Source organism: Rodentibacter ratti, assembly GCF_002000485.1.
Lineage (GTDB): Bacteria > Pseudomonadota > Gammaproteobacteria > Enterobacterales > Pasteurellaceae > Rodentibacter > Rodentibacter ratti.
The window spans coordinates 108,112-129,271 of record NZ_MLAJ01000002.1 but is presented as its reverse complement, the minus strand read 5'-3'; the positions used below and the strand labels follow the sequence as shown (position 1 = coordinate 129,271).

The following is a 21,160-nucleotide window of genomic DNA, read 5'->3' as shown; positions in this document are numbered from 1 at the left end:
GAACCTCTTTTATGATTCGCAGTCTGAAGACGATATTATTTCCACTTTAGGTACTTATCCTTGCAACATGTTAAATTAGCCCGAGACAGACGAAAAAGAAAATCCCGTATTAAAGCGGCGATTTTTTTTGTCGCATTGGCGTTGATTTTTAGCGGTATTATGTTGGGATTAAAAGATAGTGCGGAATCGGAACCCTCGGTTCAAAGTAATCTTGAGCCTGAGATGGTAGATGATGTACAGTATCAACCTCTCAAACCTGAAGAAAATGTGCATACCCCACCGGTAGTTGAACAATCACAATCACCACCACATACTGAAGATGCAACTTCTTACGATGATGAATTGCAGGCTCAAGATGATGAAGTAGAAGAAGTTAAACCGGAATTTGATGAACTTGACGAGCTTCCGCAAGATGCGCAAGATGCTTTGAGCGGTTTATTGGATGTTGCGGATCAAGCCTTACGTATCACCCACCAATTCAGTCATACTGTCGTACGCGGCGATACTTTGAAAGACGTCTTGGAGCTTTCAGGGTTAGAAGACGATACGGCAAAAGGATTAATTGCCTCTTATCCAGAACTTAAAAATCTTCGGGCAGGACAACAATTTTATTGGATTTTAGATAAAAACGATCAACTGGAATATTTAAATTGGCTTGTTTCTGAAAAGGAAGAGCGAATTTATGAACGCACAGAAGAAGGCAAATTTAAACGCCAAATTTTAGAGAAACAAAGCGTTTGGAAAAAAGAAGTGTTGAAAGGGCAGGTGAATGGCTCTTTTGCTGCGAGCTTGCGTTCGTTAGATTTAGATAGTCGTCAAATCTCGCAATTAAGTTCCGCATTGCAATGGCAAGTGAGTTTGCAAAAACTTAAAAAAGGCACAAAATTTTCGATTTTGGTTTCTCGTGAATATTTGGGCGATAAATTGACCGGTCAGGGTAATGTTGAGGCAATTCATATACTTGCAGACGGTAAGAGTTATTATGCTATTCAAGCGGCAAACGGTCGTTATTATAACCAACAGGGTGAAACCTTAGGTAAGGGGTTTGCTCGTTACCCATTACAACGTCAGGCAAGAGTGTCTTCCGGTTTTAATCCGAATCGCCGTCATCCGGTAACCGGACGGGTGCGTCCTCACAAAGGGGTGGATTTTTCTGTACCGCAAGGTACACCGATTATTGCACCGGCAGACGGTTTGGTGGAAAAAGTCGCCTATCAAGCCGGGGGAGCTGGGCGCTATGTGGTATTGCGTCACGGACGTGAATATCAAACGATATATATGCACTTGAGCCGCCCGTTGGTTCGAGCCGGACAAACAGTGAAAAAAGGTGAACGTATTGCACTTTCCGGTAATACGGGTATTTCAACCGGTCCGCATTTGCATTATGAATTCCATATTAATGGCCGCCCAGTGAATCCACTCACCGTGAAATTACCGGGAAGTAGTAGCAGTATGGCAACGGCAGAGCGTAAGCAATTCTTGAGAAGAGCAAAAGAAGCAGAGCGAATGCTAAAACTATAATTCAGATTTAATTGAAAAAAGTGCGGTTAAAACTAACCGCACTTTTTTCGATCTTTTAATAAAACCCCTTTCTAGGTGTTTTCGTTTATCTGTAAAATAATCTTTACAGGTTTGTGTAAACGACATATTATTAGTTCAATTTCCATTCTATTCGGATTGTTTAAAATGACGCTTAAATTTGATCCTCAGTATCCCTTCGCCTGTTTCATTACCCAAAGTGAAACCATGAAAAGTGCGGTAGAAAATGCCCAACGTTTTGCCATGTTTGATGTGCCGTTATTAATTCAAGGTGAAACCGGTACGGGAAAAGATTTATTGGCAAAAGCCTGCCACTATCAAAGTTTGCGCCGAGATAAGAAATTTATTGCGGTGAATTGTGCAGGCTTGCCTGATGAAGATGCCGAGAGCGAAATGTTTGGCCGAAAAGTGGGGGAAAGTGAAACTATCGGTTTTTTTGAATATGCTAATGAAGGTACGGTACTGCTAGATGGGATTGCTGAGTTATCACTTAATCTTCAAGCTAAATTATTGCGTTTTTTAACGGACGGCTCATTCCGCCGAGTGGGAGAAGAAAAGGAGCACTATGCTAATGTGCGTGTTATTTGTACCTCTCAAGTTCCGCTTAATCGCTTAGTCGAGGAGGGGAAAGTTCGGGCAGATTTATTTCACCGTTTGAATGTATTAACTATCAATATACCGTCATTACGAGAGCGTATAGCGGATATTCAACCCTTGGTTGAAGGCTTTTTACAAGAAATTAGTGATGAGTTGAATATAAAATTACCCGTTTTCGATCAGGATTTTCTCGTTTATTTGCAACAATATGATTGGCAAGGAAATGTTCGGGAACTTTATAATACCCTATATCGCGCCTGTTCTTTATCAAAGGATAATCAGTTGCGTGTTGAAAATTTAAATCTCACCTTACCGCAAAGTGCGGTTATTTCTGTCGATGAATTTGAAAACCAAACATTAGAGGAAATTATTGGGCAATATGAAGCCAAGGTCTTGCAGGCTTTTTACAAAGAGTATCCGAGTACCCGAAAACTTGCGCAACGCTTGGGCGTGTCTCATACAGCGATTGCAAATAAGCTAAAGCAGTATGAGATTGGAAAATAATATTGCACGGTATAAAAATGTACGTGCTAAATTTGTATCTGAGTCAAAGCTGGAAATTGTTTGCACAACTTTAGCCATTCTACTTTATTGATCTGCACATTTAATATAAATTCGCCTTGCTCTGTAATTTGTTCGTTTCGTACGGCATCTAATTGATAAAGGGTATGACGGAGTTTTCCCTCGTGAGGTTGAAGAACGAGCGTCAGCGAAAGTACTTCGTTTTTTAACCGCAGTTTAATGGCTTCAAGCAATAATTCAATGTCTTCCCGTTTATGGGCTGAAAGATAAACCGCAATGGGATTATTTTCATCATCATATTCAATATGGGGTGGCACGCCATCCAATAAATCAATTTTATTGTAAACCAGCAAGGCAGGGACTTTATCCGCTTTGATTTCTTCCAATACTAAGGTAACCGCCTCTATATTTTCTAACATTCGAGGATCGGTAGCATCGATGATATGCAATAAAAGGCTGGCTTCGACAGTTTCTTGTAAAGTGGATTTGAATGCGGAAACCAAATCGTGCGGCAGCTGGCGCACAAAACCCACCGTGTCAGCAAGAATAGTTGTGCCGACATCTTGAATTTGTAAACGACGAAAAGTGGGATCGAGAGTGGCAAAGAGCTGATCCGCCGCATATACTTTGGCTTGTGTGATCGCATTGAAAAGTGTTGATTTCCCCGCATTGGTATAGCCAACCAATGAAATTGTCGGAATATCCGCTTTCTGTCTTGTTTGACGATTTTGGTTGCGTTGTCTTTCTACTTTTGCCAAACGATTTTGTAATTGACTAATACGCACTTTGATGAGTCGGCGATCTGTCTCTAACTGTGTTTCTCCCGGTCCTCTAAGTCCAACAGCCCCTTTTTGTTGGTCTAAACCGGTTTTACGACGAACCAAACGAGTTGCTAAATGTTTTAATTGAGCTAATTCTACTTGTAATTTCCCTTCGTGGGATCTTGCTCTTTGGGCAAAAATATCTAATATCACGCCCGTACGATCAACAACACGGCAGTTACATAAATTCTCTAAATTACGTGCCTGAGCCGGTGTAAGTTGATGATTAACCAATATCACATCAGCATTATATGTTTTTACTGCATCGGCGATTTCCTGCGCTTTTCCTTCCCCCACAAAATATTTAGCTTGAGGAGTACTGCGACTGGCGGTAATCACATTTAAAGTATTCACATTGGCAGATTTGACCAATAGAAGAAATTCTTGGAGGTCGTCAAGATTTTTAATTTGTGAAAAAAAGGTATGCACGACGATGGCGTTGTCATGCTGAGAATCTGAATGTTGATGAATTTGAGGCAAAGAAAGTGCGGTTGAAATTTCAGCTAAATTTTCAACCGCACTTGGTGTTTTTTTACAATCCATTTAATAGATTATTCTGCTTGTGTTTGGGTTTCTTCTGCCGTTTCAACCGGTTGCACATTGTGGTGATTATTGTTGTGATGAGAAACAGAACGTGCCGGTACAACAGTAGAAATCGCATGTTTGTACACCATTTGATTTACGGTGTTTTTTAATAAAATCACAAACTGATCGAATGATTCAATTTGTCCTTGTAATTTAATCCCGTTCACCAGATAAATTGATACAGGAATACGCTCACGACGTAGAGCGTTCAAGTAAGGATCTTGTAAAGATTGTCCTTTTGCCATTTTGCTATCCTTTATATGTTGTCGTTATTATGAAATCACGGTAGAAACGAGTTGTCTCCGAATCCAAATATAACAATAAATACCAAATTTGTCTATTTGCTTTCCCGTAACTTTTTCAATACCGCCTTTATTTTTTCATCAAGTGGCGCATTAAAGCGTAAAGTTTCCCCTGTTTTGGGGTGTTCAAAACGAATTGAGAAAGCGTGTAAGAACAGGCGATTTAAACCCAATGCTTGTATTTGCATATCAAAATCCTTATCCCCGTATTTGCTGTCTAATGCAATAGGGTGGCCGGCATATTGAGTATGCACACGGATTTGATGGGTTCGTCCGGTGATGGGTGAGGCCTTGATTAGAGTCGCATTAGAATAGCGTTCCTCAATAGAAAAACGGGTTTCGGAAGGCTTACCTTGTTCACTCACACGTACAATACGCTCACCACCGGCAAGTTCATTTTTCAGTAGTGGCGCTTTTACGACTTTAACATGTGATTGCCATTGTCCTCTGACGAGTGCCAAATAATCTTTTTGTACCGTTTTTAAACGAAGCTGTTCGTGCAGATTTCGTAGCGCAGAACGTTTTTTAGCAATAAGTAGAATACCGGAGGTATCCCGATCCAAACGATGCACTAATTCTAAAAAACGGGCTTCAGGGCGTAATGCGCGTAAGGCTTCAATTACGCCGAAATTCAATCCGCTCCCACCGTGAACGGCAATTCCGGAGGGTTTGTTTAATATGATAAGATGTTCATCTTCAAACAGAATGTTATGTTCAAGATCCGCAACTTTATTTAAATTTTTTGATACCGGGGCACTCTCTTTTTCTGTTGTTCGCACCGGTGGTATGCGTACCACATCACCGGTTTGTAATTTATACTCAGGCTTAATTCGTCCTTTATTCACCCGCACTTCACCTTTACGAATGATGCGATAAATCAAACTTTTGGGTACGCCTTTGAGTTTTGCCAACAAATAATTATCTATGCGCTGAGCCGCTTCATCTTCACTAATTGTGAGCATTTTCACGGAGGAATTAATGATATTTTCTTTCTGTTCTTTTGTCATTTTTTCACCTTTTGGAAATTGGCGCGAATCATATCATAAAAGCCTTATCTAAGGTAATTATGACCTTGCTAATTTATCGGTTTATATGGATAATAGAGCGTCTTTTTACGCATAAAATTTGACGTAAAAAATGACTCATTTGGTTGGTGGAAACTCAATGCGGCATTTGGCATAAGACATTGATAATCAACATTTTTTCTCAAAATAAACAAGCTGCTTGTAACGCGTGTGAAATATCGCGTTATTTTATTAAACAATCCTTTTATCGTTTCATAACGTTATCAATGCACCCAGCAACATACAATCGTGAGATTGACTGGCGCGAGAAACACGAGGTCGATAGCGAAGCAAAGTGCGGTTTATTTTGAGGTACTTTTAAAAATTTAAAAAAGAGAATTGACAATGAAAAGAATGTTAATCAATGCGACTCAAAAAGAAGAGTTGCGTGTGGCGCTTGTTGATGGACAACGCCTTTTTGACTTGGATATTGAAAGTCCGGGACATGAACAAAAAAAAGCAAATATCTACAAAGGGAAGATTACCCGTGTAGAGCCAAGCCTTGAAGCGGCTTTTGTGGATTACGGTGCGGAACGCCACGGTTTTTTACCGTTAAAGGAGATTGCACGAGAATATTTTCCGGCGGATTATGTGTTCCAAGGTCGTCCGAATATTCGTGATATTTTAAGCGAAGGGCAAGAGGTTATTGTTCAAGTAAATAAAGAAGAACGTGGCAATAAAGGCGCAGCTTTGACAACCTTTGTTTCTCTTGCCGGTAGTTATTTGGTGATTATGCCTAACAATCCGCGTGCGGGTGGAATTTCTCGTCGTATTGAAGGCGATGAGCGCACAGAATTAAAAGAAGCGTTAAGCTCACTTGATGTACCGGAAGGCGTAGGCTTAATCGTTCGTACTGCGGGCGTAGGCAAATCGCCGGAAGAATTACAATGGGATTTAAAAGTTCTATTGCATCACTGGGAAGCGATCAAACAGGCCTCTCAAAGTCGCCCTGCACCGTTTTTAATTCACCAAGAAAGTGATGTCATCGTGCGTGCGATCCGTGATTATTTACGCCGTGATATCGGTGAAATTTTAATTGATAGTCCGAAGATTTTTGAAAAAGCGAAAGAGCACATCAAACTGGTTCGTCCGGATTTTGTGAATCGAGTGAAATTATATCAAGGCGAAGTGCCGCTTTTTAGCCATTATCAAATCGAATCTCAAATCGAATCCGCATTCCAACGTGAAGTGCGTTTGCCGTCAGGCGGTTCGATTGTGATTGATGTAACAGAAGCGTTAACGGCGATTGATATTAACTCTGCGCGTTCAACACGTGGTGGCGATATTGAAGAAACCGCGCTTAATACAAACCTTGAAGCGGCGGACGAAATTGCACGCCAATTACGTTTGCGCGACTTGGGCGGACTGGTGGTTATAGATTTTATTGATATGACTCCGATCCGTCATCAACGTGAAGTGGAAAATCGTATTCGTGATGCGGTACGTCAAGATCGTGCACGTATTCAAATTAGCCGTATTTCACGTTTCGGCTTGCTGGAAATGTCTCGTCAGCGTTTAAGCCCGTCGCTCGGTGAATCTTCCCATCATATTTGCCCACGTTGTCAAGGAACCGGTAAAGTACGTGATAATGAATCCCTTTCTTTATCAATTTTACGTTTGATTGAAGAAGAGGCATTGAAAGAAAATACCAAGCAGGTACACACCATTGTGCCGGTGCAAATTGCTTCTTACCTATTAAATGAAAAACGTAAAGCGATTAGTAGCATTGAGAAACGTCATGATGTTGATGTTATTGTCGTGCCGAATGAAGCGATGGAAACACCGAATTTTAGTGTATTCCGTATGCGTGATGGGGAAGAGCTTAATGAGCTCAGTTACAATTTAGCAAAAATCCACTGCGCACAGGATGATGTGCCAGATGAATCATCGGGTTCACGAAATACCGAAACAACGGTTGTTTTTGAACAGCCTGCAGTAGAAAGTGCGGCTCTCTCACTTTCTATCTCTGAAGCAGCGCCAACGCCAATGGAACGTAAGTCTAATGAGCAGTCACTATTGGCAAAAATTATTGCAAAACTTAAAGCATTATTCAGTCCGGCACCGGTGGTTGAAGAAAAACCAAAACATCATCGTAATAACAATCGTCATCAGCGACGCACTCAAGAACGTCGTAATGTAGCGCATCGTTCAAAATCAGAGAATAATGCAGCGGAAAAAACGGAGCAGGGCAATGCCGCTTCTACGCGTGAGCGTAATCAACGCCGTTTACGTCGTCATTCCGTGGCAAATGAAAATCCAGCTGAAAGTGCGGTCAATTCTACGCCAGTTTCCGATAATAAGAGTGACAAAGTAGAGCAGCCGACACAACAACGCCGTCAACGTCGTGAACTACAAAAACGCGTGCGTATTGATGATCATGCGGTTAATACCAATGTGCCTCATGCGCCGGTAGCAACAAACGTTGAGATTATTGAGGAAACGCTAGAGACGGCACCGGCTGAAATAACCCAAGCAGTAGTAGAGGTTGAAGAAAAGCAAAATCGCCAGGATCGTCAGCGTCGTACGCCACGCCACTTGCGTGTATCAAATAATCAGCGTCGCCGCCGTCAAGAGCCTAAATCACCAATGCCTCTGTCTTTAGCCGTTTCTTCTCCTGAATTGGCAAGTGGAAAAGTTTGGGTCGATTATTCGGCATTGAATACAGCAAAAGAAAATAACTTCTTATCTGTGGATGAGTTGCTTGAACAAGAAAAAACCAAAAAAGGATTTATCACGCCTGCGACCGGTATTGTGGTTGAAAATACTTCAGTAGAAGTGAAACCTGCTTTAGATTTCATTACGCAACCGGCAAATGAATCGGTACAGAAAAAAGTACAGGAATCATTAGAGCGTCTTAATGCGGAAAAAGTGCAAAATGAAGTCGTTTCAAATGAACCTGAACCTGCTGAGGTTGAAAATCCAGTAAAATTTGACCGCACTTACGAGTTTTCAGGTCGTTTAGGTACGGTCTCTTCAGTGACTCACACTAAAGCAGAAATGACCCTTGCAAAAGCTGGTGAAGAAATGGCAGAATCTTTTCCAATTGTAGAATGGACGGAATCGCGTTATTACTTCTATGGAAAAGGAGCGGCGGGGCATCATAGCGCAATTAGCCATGTGTATTCCGAACCCACACATGCAAAATCGGAATAAGTAAAAATAAAATTGGTACGTAAAGTACCAATTTTTTACCTTTAGATTGAGCTAAAATTAATCACTCAAGAAAAAGATATCTTTTTATTCTTGACGGAATTGGGGAAAAAACGTATTATTCACCCCGCTTAAATCACGGAGGAATGGTCGAGTGGTTGAAGGCACCGGTCTTGAAAACCGGCGAGGGTTTATGCCCTCCGTGAGTTCGAATCTCACTTCCTCCGCCATCAAATTTTAAAAATCCCTTAATCTATTGATTAAGGGATTTTTGTTTTCTATTTATCCGTTGTATTACTACTTTCTTGTTCTTCTTTAAAGGTTAAATATTCTTCTAATAAATCAATAGCTTCTTGGCATTTCTGACGACGATGTTTATAGCTATTGGCTAATTCTGATGTTCTTTTTTTCTCAATAGGATCATTTTGCGTGAGAGCGAAATCTCTATGTTGTTGATATAAATTATTCAGTTGTTCAAGTGCTTCGTAATATTTCTCTAAACGTTCACGTGGGGGTAATTTATGAATACTATGCTGTGTTTTTTTTATGGTCGAATTTTGTTGTCGTTTCTGTTGAGTAAAGGTTGTATTTTTCCGATTGAGCGTTTCAGACAACGCGTTACATTGTTTGAACAGATGTTCTGCAATAAAGTTGTAATGATTTACATCATTAGAATCAAGGGATTTAATTCGTATCAGCGTTTGATTAATTTCGGCAAAATAAAATGACAGAGTTTGCCCATTTTCACTGAATAAAGTGCGGTCAAATTTTGTGAAAATTTTTTCTTCAAGTTGGGCTGAGTGAATTTGATAAAGCTGTTGAACCTTTTGTTCCAGCTTTTCAATGAGTTGTTGAATGAGCATAAAAAATCCCCCTGTTGAGGGGGATTATAATCGTTAAAGGTATATTGCGGCAATCCAACCAAATACTAGTAATGGAATATTGTAGTGGATGAATGTCGGTACAACGGAATCCCAAATGTGGTCGTGTTTACCATCTATATTTAATCCCGAGGTCGGTCCTAAGGTTGAATCGGAAGCGGGAGAACCTGCATCACCAAGGGCCGCAGCAACGCCTACAATTGACACAGTTGCCAATGGTGAGAAACCAAAGGAGAGGCACAGTGGCACGTAAATTGAGGTAATAATCGGTACCGTAGAGAAAGAAGAGCCGATTCCCATTGTGATTAATAAGCCGACAACTAACATTAAGAATGCGGCTAATCCTTTGCTTTGAATTGCACCATTGCTAAGATTTTGCACCAAATCCGTTACGCCTGTGGTGGCGTTAATGACATTTGCAAAGCCAGATGCGGCGATCATTACAAAGCCGATCATTGCCATTAAACGCAAGCCTTGTTGGAAAATATCATTACTTTCTTTGAGTTTGAAAATACCGAATAGGGCAAAGATCGTTAAACCTACTAAACCGCCGATAATCGTTGAACTGGTAACCAGTTGTGTTGCAAAGGTTGCAAAAATTGCAATAAGGCTTGCTGTAATTTGTTTTGGTCGAATATTGGCAATATGCGCTTCAATTTCTTTAGTTGTAGGTTCTTCAACAAGAACATTATATTGGCGTGGTTTGCGATAAGTGATAAATACAGCGGTTAATAAACCTAATATCATGCCGATGACCGGTAGCAACATTGCAAGGGAAACTTGGGCGACATCCGTTTGTAAACCAAGGTTTGCCCCTGCCTGATTGATATTTTTTACCAAAATACTTTCAATAAAAATCTTACCGAAACCGACAGGGAGTAGCATATAAGTTGCGGTTAGACCGAAGGTGAGTACGCAGGCAACAGCACGGCGGTCGATGTTTAAACGATTAAAGATGGAAAGCAATGGCGGCACGACGATTGGGATAAAGGCGATGTGTACCGGTAGCAAGTTTTGGGATGAAATGGAAAATAATACCAAAATACCGAAAATGAAATATTTAAACCATGCAAGATTGTTACTTGTCGGAGTTTTGTTTATTTTTGTGATGATTTTATAGGCGAGTAAATCCGTAATACCGGATTTGGAAATCGCAATGGCGAAAGCGCCGAGCATCGCATAGTTCATTGCCACTTCAGCACCGCCGCCTAGCCCACCAGTGAAGGTTTCAATGGTTTTAGTTAAACCAAGACCACCACATAAACCCGCAGTGAGTGCGGCAATGACGAGAGCGATAATCACATTAATACGTAGTAAGCTGAGTGTCAGCAATACGATAATTGAGATAACAACTGGGTTTGATAACATTGTGTTTTTCCTTATAAATAAATGTGTAAATTGAGTTATTTAATTTTATTGAATATATAATGTTGATGGTCGGTGCTCCTCTAATCATAAAATTACCCCCCGAAAGTCGCCTTCCGAGGGGTAAGATTTTTTACTATCCTGTCTGCTCGGAAGAAATCTTCCAAGCACACCAAAAACCTGAAAGATTATTCAGTTAAATGGTGGCGATGATGGCGACGGATTATATTCATTTTCAAATCTCTAAATAAGAATTGTGTATTAAGCTACTGTAAAATTAGAAGAATTGCAACTTAATTTTTGAAAAAATAAAGTGCGGTTATTTTTCTCACATTTTTTCATTTTGCGGGATATGCGGAAAGCCCCCTAAATTTTTCAAATGATTTACCATATAGCAAAATAACTCTGCGGTGCGTTCTGTGTCATAGAGGGCAGAGTGAGCTTGTTTCCCATCAAAAGGAATGTTTGCCGCCTGACAGGCTTTTACTAACACTGTTTGCCCAAACATTAATCCCGCTAGGCTTGCGGTATCAAACATAGCAAAAGGGTGGAACGGATTACGTTTGATGCCGGTGCGTTCTGCTGCTGCCATGACGAAACTTTGATCAAAAGTCGCATTATGCGCGACGATGATGGAACGTTGGCAGTCTGCTTCTTTTTGTCCTCGGCGAACCATTTGAAACAATCCGGTTATTGCATCTAACTCTGATACTGCGCCACGTAAGGGATTATGAATATCTATACCGTTAAATTTTAATGATTCCGGATTGATATTTGCGCCTTCAAAGGGCTCAATATGAAAGTGGCATTTTTGATCAGGGTGTAAATAGCCGTTTTCATCCATTTTTAACGTAATCGCCGCTAATTCTAATAAGGCATCTTTTTTGGCGTCAAAACCTGCAGTTTCCACATCAATGATGACGGGAAAATAACCTCGAAAACGATTTTTTAATTGATTGTGATGAGGAATTTCTTGAGAATCGGACATTATTTATCCTTAAAAAATAAAATAACGCAGGTAAACCTACGTTATAAAAACATCATAGAAAATGACCGCACTTTTTAGTTGCCAAGTCCGGCTTTTGCATTTTTATTTTCAATAAATTCAATTTTGTAACCATCCGGATCTTCCACGAAAGCAATTACAGTGCTACCGCCTTTCACCGGGCCGGGCTCACGGGTGATTTTTCCACCGTTCGCACGGACAGCATCGCAAGTTTCCACGATGTTATCCACACCAATCGCAATATGTCCGTACGCCGTGCCGAGATCATATTCCGTGACGCCCCAGTTATAAGTCAGTTCAATGACTGAGGATTTATCCTCATCATCGTAACCTAAAAATGCGAGGGTATATTTATATTCAGGGTTTTCACTGGTGCGTAATAAACGCATTCCTAATACATCTTGATAAAACTTAACTGAGCGATCTAAGTCACCTACTCGTAACATGGTGTGTAAAATTCGCATGAGTTCATCCTTTTTTAAATAGGGAAAAGAGTGCGTGAATTATGCCATAAATTGAATGATAAATCAGCTAGCTGTTGTGATACAGCAAGATTTCCTTTTATCATTTCACCGCAATCATCGAACCAAAATTAAAACATTGAAACCATAATTCTACCTGAGAAAAGCCGATATTTTTTAACCGCACTTTGTGGGTTTCAATGCTGTCTGTCCGCATTACATTTTCCAGTGCTGTGCGTTTCTGGCTGACTTCAAGTTCACTATAGCCATTGGCTCGTTTAAACTGGTGGTGCATATCAATCAGTAAATTATCCACCTTTTCGTTTTCAAAGCGGAATTTTTCTGAAAGCACCAATACGCCATTTGGATTTAAACCTTGGTAAATTTTTGTGAGCAATGCTATACGATCTTCCGGTGGTAAAAATTGTAAAGTGAAATTTAAAATCACCATTGAGGCATTTTTGATTTCGATATGTCGAATATCATCGCATAAAATTTCTACTGGAATCTCACTGTGATAGGCGGCAATATGCTGACGACAACGTTCAACCATCGGTTGGGAATTATCGATACCAATAATTTTTACATTGGGTTGATGGATATTACGACGTACGGAAAGCGTTGCAGCGCCTCGAGAACAACCTAAATCATATACAAGGCTGTTTGCTGTCACAAAGCGTTCTGCAAGCATACCGATGGCGGTAATGATATTGGAATAACCGGGGATAGAGCGTTGGATCATATCAGGGAAGACTTCGGCAACGCTTTCGTCAAAAGTGAAATCGCCTAGCTTTTCAATAGGGGCGGAGAAAAGGGTATCTTTTTGCATATAATTTGGGAGGGAGAGTTAAAAGTGCGGTTATTTTAGAGAAAGTTTTGTCGGGCGCAAATAAATTTCTGTTTCCAATTTAAAAGCGGCACTAATTTCCGTATAATCAATCGGCTAATTTCAGAATATAAAAAGGAATATAAAAATGATGCGTACACACTATTGCGGTGCTTTGAACCGTAGCCATGTAGGACAAGAAGTGACATTAAGCGGTTGGGTTCATCGTCGTCGTGATTTAGGCGGCTTGATTTTTATTGATATGCGAGATCGCGAAGGGATCGTACAAGTGTATTTTGATCCAAAATTCCAAGATGCCCTTACCGCTGCAAGCGCGTTGCGTAATGAGTTCTGTATTCAAATTAAAGGGGAAGTGATCCCACGTCCGGATAATCAAATTAATAAAAATATGGCAACGGGCGAAGTGGAAGTGCTTGCCAAAGAGCTCAAAATTTATAACGCATCTGATGTATTGCCGTTAGATTTCAATCAAAATAATACGGAAGAACAACGTTTAAAATTCCGCTATTTGGATTTACGCCGACCGGAAATGGCGCAACGTTTGAAAACCCGTGCTAAAATTACCAGTTTCGTCCGTCGTTTTATGGACGATAATGGTTTCTTGGATATTGAAACCCCAATGCTTACCAAAGCCACACCGGAGGGGGCGCGTGATTATCTTGTTCCAAGTCGCGTGCATAAAGGAAAATTCTATGCGTTACCGCAATCACCGCAATTATTCAAACAGTTGCTGATGATGTCAGGTTTTGATCGTTATTACCAAATCGTGAAATGTTTCCGCGATGAAGATTTACGTGCGGATCGTCAGCCTGAATTTACTCAAATCGATGTAGAAACGTCTTTTTTAACTGCCCCTGAAGTGCGGGAAATTATGGAGAATATGATCCACGGTTTGTGGAAACATATTCTTGATGTAGATCTTGGTAAATTCCCGATTATGACATGGCACGAGGCGATGAACCGTTTTGGTTCTGATAAACCTGATTTGCGTAACCCGTTAGAATTGGTCGATGTGGCTGATATCGTTAAAGATGTGGATTTCAAAGTATTCCAAGGGCCGGCGAATGATCCGAACGGTCGTGTTGCCGTCATTCGTGTGCCGAACGGTAATGAAATTACCCGTAAACAAATTGACGAATATACCCAATTTGTCGGTATTTACGGCGCAAAAGGTTTGGCGTGGTTAAAAGTGAATGATGTGAATGCCGGTCTTGAAGGCGTGCAAAGCCCGATTGCTAAATTCTTAAATGAAGATGTGTTAAAAGCCTTGTTTGCCAACGTAGGTGCACAAACCGGCGATATTCTGTTTTTCGGTGCAGATAAATGGAATGTCACTACCGATGCAATGGGGGCATTGCGTTTGAAATTAGGTCGTGATCTCGGTTTAACCCGTTTAGATGAATGGCAACCGCTTTGGGTGGTTGATTTCCCAATGTTTGAACGTGATGAAGAGGGCAATCTTGCTGCAATGCACCACCCGTTCACTTCACCACGTGATTTTACGCCGGAAGAATTGGAAGCTAACCCGACCAATGCGGTGGCGAACGCCTATGATATGGTGATTAACGGCTACGAAGTGGGCGGCGGTTCAGTGCGTATTTTCGATCCGAAAATGCAACAAACTGTGTTCCGTATTCTTGGTATCAATGAGCAAGAACAGCAAGAAAAATTCGGTTTCCTACTTGATGCCTTAAAATTCGGTACGCCGCCACATGCAGGTCTTGCTTTTGGTTTAGATCGCTTAACGATGCTTCTTACCGGCACGGATAATATTCGTGATGTAATCGCCTTCCCGAAAACTACCGCAGCAGCCTGTTTAATGACGGAAGCGCCGAGTTTTGCAAATCCACAGGCATTGAATGAGCTAGCAATTAGTGTTACTGCAAAAGCAGAGTAGTCACCTAACTTGGGCTTATCCTCAATTTAGGATAAGCTCAATTTTTAAAAGGATATAAAATGAAAAAATATTGGTGGGTAAATCAAAGTACTAAAAAAGATATGCACAAAATAAAATTATATGGGCTCCAGAAAAGAATAAACAAGGAAATAAAGTTCCACATTGGGATTCTTTATTTGATGCCAATATAGGAGATGAGGTCATTCACTATACAGATGGATATATTGTTGGTATTAGTCAAGTTATTGGAAAAGCTGAAAAAGCAAGTAATCCTTATCCGGATAATATTCAATGGGATATTGATGGAAAACGACTTTCTATAGAGTACCACGAAATAAATCCAATTCCTAAAAAAGCAATCCATATAAATATTAGAAAAGAAAATAAATCAATATTTGATAAAAATGGAAATGTTAAACAGGGGTATTTCTTCTTGATTGATGATCTTTTACAACAAGAAATCAAAAAGTTATTAAAAAATTGAGTAAAAATATTCTTATTAGTTTTATATGAACAATTTAACTTCTTAATGTTTTTATATATGGTAACACTGCCACTGCTGTTTGATGACCGGGGCTCTGAGTGTTAGTCAGAGCAGTTGAATGAATTTGCTATTCAGACAGTGATGAAAGAGTAATTTTGGTGTGAAGATAAACGGTGGTTAAACTACCGTTTTATTTTTTAGTATTTGTTGAAAGAGATAAGTATAATGTGTAATTTTAGAAAATATCTTAACGATCTCAAGAACTCCATAAATGGAGTTTCGAAAAGTATTAATGATAAAAATATTACCATTCCGTTAGAAACAGAGAGGAAAGAAAATATTCTTTCTGAATTTTCCCATTTGTTTCCTATTTTATCTCTCATTAGTTTTGGTATTTGCTCTTTTAGTGTTTTTGAATATCTATCTTCAATTCAAAGTTCTGAGTATTATATTTTCTCTATTAATCTGGAGTTTCTCACATCTATATTAACAATAGTAATAGTTTTTTCAGGTGTTTTCTCCTTATATCTTGTTTCACCGTCTATATTTTTATTTGATAAAAAAGATTTAACCAAGAAAGAACTTATTCAATTTTTCTTAGGGATTGTTATTGCAAGTGTCATATTTTTGGTAGCCCTAGTGTTATTTTCAATTTTTCGAGAAAAATTATCAATCTCTGCAGAGATATGTCTTATACTTTCTTTTATACTATCATTTTTCGTCTCTTGGTTTATTCTAAAGTTTTGTATTAAGATACAATCCTTCAGGGCTATTTCTTCGTCTTATTTTATTTTAGTAATTAATTTCTTCTTTCTTTTGTTTTTCTCTTCTTTTCACAGGGAGCTTTCTTGGGATGAGTTTATTGATGAAATAGTTTCAAATAGAATGTATTTTCTTGTTGTTTTCATAATATTTGGAATTGTCAATGTAGCTTTTCTATTTTTCATTAACTTAAATAAACTATTAAATAAAATTATATCTATAGTGTTATTGTTTTTTATTGTTTCTATGGTTATTAATACTATGTATAATAAATACTTTTTTATAAAATTGGGATTTTTGGACAAAGATAATATTCCTTATATCATAGATAAAGACTTCTGGGGAGAAAATAATTTAAAACAAAAAGAAAAAGCAAGCTTTATATCCGTTCTACAAGATGGAAAAGAAAAAATATTTTATATATATTGTGGAAAAGTTGTATGGAAAGTAGGAGATCATTATTTATTTCAAAATTTAGATGAAAAAATATATCCAATCCCTAAAAATAGAATTCGTAAATATTTAGGAGAGGATATTATTTGCCCTACTTCGGAGAAGAGAAAAAGTGCAGAAGAAAATGGTAGTTAAATGAGATATAAAAATCCCATTTCTATACTGGTGGTAGTTTTTTGTAAAAATACAAATAATATTTTAATGCTCCAACGCCAAGATGATCCCGATTTTTGGCAATCTGTGACCGGTTCTCTGGAAGAAAATGAAACACCACGACAAGCGGCAATTCGTGAATTGTGGGAAGAAGTGCGGTTAAAAATAACGGAAAATTCCACCGCACTTTTTGATTGTAACGAAAGTGTAGAATTTGAAATTTTCCCGCATTTCCGCTATAAATACGCACCGAATGTTACCCACTGCCGAGAACATTGGTTTTTATTGGCGGTGGAAAGGGAGTTTGTTCCCCAATTATCGGAGCATTTGGCGTATCAATGGGTTTCGGCGGAGCAAGCTGTGAAAATGACAAAATCCCCGAATAATGCCGAAGCGATCAGAAAATATTTATTAAGTAATAAATTCTTAGAAACAAAGAATCATCTGTTTTAACAAAATAATTTTAAGAAGGAAAACAATATGGCAGGCCATAGTAAATGGGCAAATATTAAACACCGTAAAGCTGCACAGGATGCACAACGCGGTAAAATTTTTACAAAATTAATTCGTGAATTAGTGACCGCAGCAAAATTAGGCGGTGGTGATGTCAGCGCAAACCCGCGTTTACGTGCGGCAGTGGATAAAGCATTAAGCAATAATATGACTCGTGATACGATCAACCGAGCGATTGATCGTGGCGTGGGCGGTGGCGATGACACCAATATGGAAACCAAAATTTATGAAGGTTACGGACCGGGCGGCACGGCAGTGATGGTGGAATGTTTAAGCGATAATGCTAACCGCACGATTTCGCAAGTTCGTCCTAGTTTTACCAAATGTGGAGGAAACTTAGGAACGGAAGGTTCGGTAGGATATTTGTTCAGCAAAAAAGGCTTAATTTTAATTGCTGAAGCCGATGAAGATGCTTTGACCGAAGCCGCAATTGAAGCCGGTGCAGACGATATTCAGCCGCAAGACGACGGTTCATTTGAAATTTATACGGCGTGGGAAGATTTAGGGAATGTGCGTGATGGTATCGAAAAAGCCGGTTTCAAAGTTCAGGAAGCCGAAGTGACGATGATTCCATCTACAACAGTTGATCTTGATCTTGAGACTGCACCGAAACTTCTTCGTTTAATTGAGATGTTGGAAGATTGTGATGATGTACAAAACGTCTATCACAACGGTGAAATTAGTGATGAAGTGGCAGCACAGCTTTAGTGGTATGGTAGATGGGTAGGATTCCTACCCATTTTTTATAGAAAACAATGAATATTATTTTGGGCATTGACCCCGGTTCTCGTGTGACCGGCTATGGTGTGATTCGCCAAGTGGGGCGTCATTTAGAATATCTTGGTAGCGGAGCAATTCGGACTCAAGTGGATGATCTTCCTACTCGATTAAAGCGAATTTATGCCGGAGTTACGGAAATTATTACTCAATTTCAACCGGATATGTTTGCTATTGAGCAAGTGTTTATGGCAAAAAATGCAGATTCGGCATTAAAACTTGGACAAGCTCGTGGAACTGCAATTGTGGCTGCAGTCAATCATGATTTACCGGTATTTGAATATGCGGCAAGGTTAGTGAAACAAACTGTTGTTGGGGTAGGATCGGCAGATAAGATTCAAGTGCAGGATATGGTTATGCGTATTTTGAAACTTTCCGATAAGCCTCAAGCGGATGCAGCGGATGCCTTAGCCATCGCAATTACCCATGCTCATTCGATGAACCATTCTTTGCATATTACAGGTTCAGTAAAAATAACAGACACTCAAGAGAAAATCACCGCACTTTTGAAAACACGCTATAGTCGGGGGCGTTTTCGATTAAAAAAATAACTGGATGTTCGTCCAGTTTTCTTTTATGCTATGCAAAATTTTATGCTTATGGATAGATTATGATTGGTCGTTTAACAGGCATTCTATTAGAAAAACAACCTCCAGAAATTTTACTTGATGTGCAAGGCGTTGGTTATGAGCTGCTTTTGCCGATGACGAGCTTTTACGACTTGCCTGAACTCGGACAAGAAACAACGTTATTTACCCATCTTGTTATTCGCGAAGATGCGCATTTACTTTTTGGATTTGCGCAAAAAAACGACCGCACTTTATTCCGGGAATTAATTAAAACCAATGGTGTTGGACCAAAATTGGCACTGGCAATTTTATCTGCTATGTCTGTCGAACAATTTGCCTATGCGATTGAACGTGAAGAACTTTCTAAACTCATTAAAATTCCTGGTGTGGGTAAAAAAACTGCAGAACGTCTATTGGTTGAATTAAAAGGAAAATTTAAAGGCGTGAAACAGAGTGATTTCTTTATAGAAAGTAAGCATATTCCGAGCGAATCATCAGCTGTTTCATACCAGGAAAGTTCGGAAGATGAGGCGGTTGCGGCGTTAATTGCGTTAGGCTATAAACCAACGGATGCTGAAAAAATGGTTAAGCGTGTAGCAAAACCGGAATTGAATAGCGAACAACTGATTCGTGAAGCCTTAAAAGCAGCGTTATAAGGTCGGATAGATGATTGAAGCTGATAGAATAATTAGCAATCAAGCTAAGTTTGATGAAGATGTGATCGACCGTGCAATTCGCCCCAAATTGCTTGCGGATTACGTCGGGCAAGCACAAGTATGCGAACAAATGGATATTTTTATCAAAGCGGCAAAATTACGCAAGGACGCTTTAGATCATTTGCTTATTTTTGGTCCTCCTGGTTTAGGTAAAACAACGCTTGCCAATATTGTAGCCAATGAAATGGGCGTGAATATTCGCACAACATCAGGTCCTGTTTTAGAAAAAGCTGGTGATTTAGCTGCGATGCTAACGAATCTTGAGCCCTATGATGTGTTGTTTATTGACGAAATTCATCGCCTGTCCCCGGCTATTGAAGAAGTGCTTTATCCGGCAATGGAGGATTACCAACTGGATATTATGATCGGGGAAGGACCGGCGGCACGCTCCATCAAATTAGATTTACCTCCCTTTACTCTTGTAGGGGCAACCACACGTGCCGGTTCTTTGACCTCACCTTTACGTGATCGTTTTGGTATCGTACAACGTTTAGAGTTTTATTCAGTAGAAGATTTAACCTCAATTGTGGCTCGAAGTGCGGTTTGTTTAAATCTTGAATTGGAGCAATATGCTGCTTTTGAAGTTGCTCGCCGATCGCGTGGTACACCACGTATTGCAAATCGTTTATTACGCCGTGTACGTGATTATGCCGATGTAAGAAACGGAGGGATTATTTCTCTAGATATTGCGAAGCAAGCACTTTCGATGTTAGATGTTGACGATGCCGGTTTTGATTATTTAGATCGAAAATTGCTGACAGCTATGATTGAACGTTTTGATGGTGGACCGGTTGGATTAGATAATTTGGCTGCCGCAATAGGCGAAGAGCGTGATACTATTGAGGATGTGTTAGAGCCTTATTTAATTCAACAAGGTTTTTTACAGCGTACGCCACGTGGAAGGATTGCAACCAAGCAAACTTATCAGCATTTTGGTTTGCAAAAATTAGTCTCTTAGACAAATGAATAATAAAAAAGACTTATTGAAAATTTTCAATAAGTCTTTTTTATTTAACATTTAATTTAATTAGTTTCTTCAGAACTATTTTTCATACTATTAAGTTTTGCTAATCCTAGATTACAGCTTTTGAGCTGGGTGGCGAGCTCCATTTCAAGAATTTGTTTTTTACTTTGATTGAGTTTATTTTTAATTTTACTCACCTGTGTATGTGTGCCAGGTTGTTTTTCTGCTTGAATGATTAAATTTTCTGTTTCTTTAAATAATTGAGCACATTGGGGAAGAATTTCATTAGATTTATGTGGTGCTGCAATTGCTGAAAATGATACCGCTGAAAAAAGTGCGGTCAAAATCATTGAAATTTTCTTCATCGTGAAGTCCTTTAGTAAAATTGTCTTAAATTCATTTAAGTCTAACTCTCGGCGAAAATAGCAAAATATATAGTAAATGTCTAGATATTAATCAATGTTTTTTGTGAGTAATTGATTTTCATCAGAAAATCAACAATATTTTTTTCCAGTTTATATCAAAAATGTGAGCGAGATAACATTTTTGTTGTTTTTTATCCTTATGATTAGTAGTAGAATAGTGCCTATTCTGAGTTATCTGCTTCATAATTCATCACTTTATTGTAATTCTCAAAAGGATTTATTATGTGTAGTGATTTAGTATTTACTTAATTGGACCTGATGGTTTAATTAGGTATTTGGGGTGATTATTTAAAGGATAATCTTTATT

The 21,160-nt window shown here is 39.2% G+C and carries 19 protein-coding genes, 1 tRNA gene and 1 other annotated feature; of the genes, 11 read left to right on the top strand and 9 right to left on the bottom strand.

The annotated features are described in order from the left end of the window. The first annotated feature begins 60 nt into the window (after window positions 1-60). Together mepM and BKG94_RS01450 are read left to right on the top strand one after the other, a co-directional pair. Window positions 61-1,521 carry a murein DD-endopeptidase MepM gene (gene mepM, locus BKG94_RS01455; RefSeq protein ID WP_077433514.1) on the top strand — a complete coding sequence of 487 codons (1,461 nt, stop codon included), beginning with the start codon at window positions 61-63 and terminating at the stop codon, window positions 1,519-1,521. A gap of 165 nt (window positions 1,522-1,686) precedes the next feature. After that, entirely contained in the window at window positions 1,687-2,640 is a 954-nt protein-coding gene (locus tag BKG94_RS01450; protein ID WP_077433512.1) for a sigma 54-interacting transcriptional regulator, read from the top strand. A 26-nt stretch (window positions 2,641-2,666) separates the two neighbouring features. On the opposite strand, the gene hflX is transcribed toward BKG94_RS01450, so the two are convergent. The 3 genes from hflX to rluC all read right to left on the bottom strand — a co-directional run bounded on the left by hflX (window position 2,667) and on the right by rluC (window position 5,373). Beyond that, entirely contained in the window at window positions 2,667-4,022 is a 1,356-nt protein-coding gene (gene hflX, locus BKG94_RS01445; RefSeq protein ID WP_077433510.1) for a ribosome rescue GTPase HflX, read from the bottom strand. A gap of 8 nt (window positions 4,023-4,030) precedes the next feature. Further along, window positions 4,031-4,309 carry an RNA chaperone Hfq gene (gene hfq / locus BKG94_RS01440; protein ID WP_018355316.1) on the bottom strand — a complete coding sequence of 93 codons (279 nt, stop codon included), beginning with the start codon at window positions 4,307-4,309 and terminating at the stop codon, window positions 4,031-4,033. A 92-nt stretch (window positions 4,310-4,401) separates the two neighbouring features. Further along, window positions 4,402-5,373: a 23S rRNA pseudouridine(955/2504/2580) synthase RluC gene (rluC, locus tag BKG94_RS01435; RefSeq protein ID WP_077433508.1), complete on the bottom strand. Its 972-nt coding sequence runs from the start codon at window positions 5,371-5,373 to the stop codon at window positions 4,402-4,404. Window positions 5,374-5,775: 402 nt separating this feature from the next. Between rluC and rne the strand changes: the two genes are divergently transcribed. Then, complete coding sequence (rne, locus tag BKG94_RS01430; protein ID WP_077433506.1) at window positions 5,776-8,583, top strand: ribonuclease E; 2,808 nt, start codon at window positions 5,776-5,778, stop codon at window positions 8,581-8,583. Window positions 8,584-8,720: 137 nt separating this feature from the next. Beyond that, window positions 8,721-8,810: transfer RNA gene (locus BKG94_RS01425), tRNA-Ser, on the top strand. A gap of 48 nt (window positions 8,811-8,858) precedes the next feature. On the opposite strand, the gene priC is transcribed toward BKG94_RS01425, so the two are convergent. The 5 genes from priC to cmoA form a co-directional block, all read right to left on the bottom strand. Further along, window positions 8,859-9,443: a primosomal replication protein PriC gene (priC, locus tag BKG94_RS01420; protein ID WP_077433504.1), complete on the bottom strand. Its 585-nt coding sequence runs from the start codon at window positions 9,441-9,443 to the stop codon at window positions 8,859-8,861. A 33-nt stretch (window positions 9,444-9,476) separates the two neighbouring features. Continuing rightward, window positions 9,477-10,829 carry a Na+/H+ antiporter family protein gene (locus BKG94_RS01415; RefSeq protein WP_077433502.1) on the bottom strand — a complete coding sequence of 451 codons (1,353 nt, stop codon included), beginning with the start codon at window positions 10,827-10,829 and terminating at the stop codon, window positions 9,477-9,479. Between the two features lie 87 nt (window positions 10,830-10,916). Continuing rightward, window positions 10,917-11,039, bottom strand: a sequence feature (His leader region). A 115-nt stretch (window positions 11,040-11,154) separates the two neighbouring features. Beyond that, window positions 11,155-11,814 (bottom strand): ribonuclease T, encoded by a 660-nt coding sequence (gene rnt / locus BKG94_RS01410; RefSeq protein ID WP_077433500.1) that lies wholly within the window; start codon window positions 11,812-11,814, stop codon window positions 11,155-11,157. 74 nt (window positions 11,815-11,888) lie between these two features. Beyond that, on the bottom strand, window positions 11,889-12,296 hold the full coding sequence (gene gloA / locus BKG94_RS01405) for a lactoylglutathione lyase (protein ID WP_077433498.1): 408 nt from the start codon (window positions 12,294-12,296) through the stop codon (window positions 11,889-11,891). Window positions 12,297-12,396: 100 nt separating this feature from the next. Then, window positions 12,397-13,122, bottom strand: coding sequence for a carboxy-S-adenosyl-L-methionine synthase CmoA (cmoA, locus tag BKG94_RS01400; RefSeq protein WP_077433496.1), 726 nt, complete (start codon window positions 13,120-13,122; stop codon window positions 12,397-12,399). A gap of 145 nt (window positions 13,123-13,267) precedes the next feature. Here cmoA and aspS point away from each other — a divergent pair, with 145 nt between their 5' ends. The 7 genes from aspS to ruvB all read left to right on the top strand — a co-directional run bounded on the left by aspS (window position 13,268) and on the right by ruvB (window position 20,422). Further along, window positions 13,268-15,037 carry an aspartate--tRNA ligase gene (gene aspS / locus BKG94_RS01395; protein WP_077433494.1) on the top strand — a complete coding sequence of 590 codons (1,770 nt, stop codon included), beginning with the start codon at window positions 13,268-13,270 and terminating at the stop codon, window positions 15,035-15,037. A gap of 709 nt (window positions 15,038-15,746) precedes the next feature. Then, window positions 15,747-16,871, top strand: coding sequence for a hypothetical protein (locus tag BKG94_RS01390; protein ID WP_077433492.1), 1,125 nt, complete (start codon window positions 15,747-15,749; stop codon window positions 16,869-16,871). Beyond that, on the top strand, window positions 16,872-17,342 hold the full coding sequence (nudB, locus tag BKG94_RS01385) for a dihydroneopterin triphosphate diphosphatase (RefSeq protein ID WP_077433490.1): 471 nt from the start codon (window positions 16,872-16,874) through the stop codon (window positions 17,340-17,342). It abuts the gene before it with no gap. Between the two features lie 27 nt (window positions 17,343-17,369). Continuing rightward, entirely contained in the window at window positions 17,370-18,110 is a 741-nt protein-coding gene (locus BKG94_RS01380; protein ID WP_018355303.1) for a YebC/PmpR family DNA-binding transcriptional regulator, read from the top strand. A 47-nt stretch (window positions 18,111-18,157) separates the two neighbouring features. Then, entirely contained in the window at window positions 18,158-18,730 is a 573-nt protein-coding gene (gene ruvC, locus BKG94_RS01375) for a crossover junction endodeoxyribonuclease RuvC (protein WP_077433488.1), read from the top strand. A 59-nt stretch (window positions 18,731-18,789) separates the two neighbouring features. Beyond that, window positions 18,790-19,404, top strand: a complete 615-nt coding sequence (ruvA, locus tag BKG94_RS01370) for a Holliday junction branch migration protein RuvA (protein ID WP_077433486.1) — start codon at window positions 18,790-18,792, stop codon at window positions 19,402-19,404. Window positions 19,405-19,414: 10 nt separating this feature from the next. After that, complete coding sequence (gene ruvB, locus BKG94_RS01365) at window positions 19,415-20,422, top strand: Holliday junction branch migration DNA helicase RuvB (RefSeq protein WP_077433484.1); 1,008 nt, start codon at window positions 19,415-19,417, stop codon at window positions 20,420-20,422. A gap of 65 nt (window positions 20,423-20,487) precedes the next feature. Here the strand turns inward: ruvB and BKG94_RS01360 are convergent, their stop codons facing one another. Continuing rightward, window positions 20,488-20,793 (bottom strand): DUF5339 domain-containing protein, encoded by a 306-nt coding sequence (locus BKG94_RS01360; protein ID WP_077433482.1) that lies wholly within the window; start codon window positions 20,791-20,793, stop codon window positions 20,488-20,490. Between the last annotated feature and the right edge of the window lie 367 nt (window positions 20,794-21,160).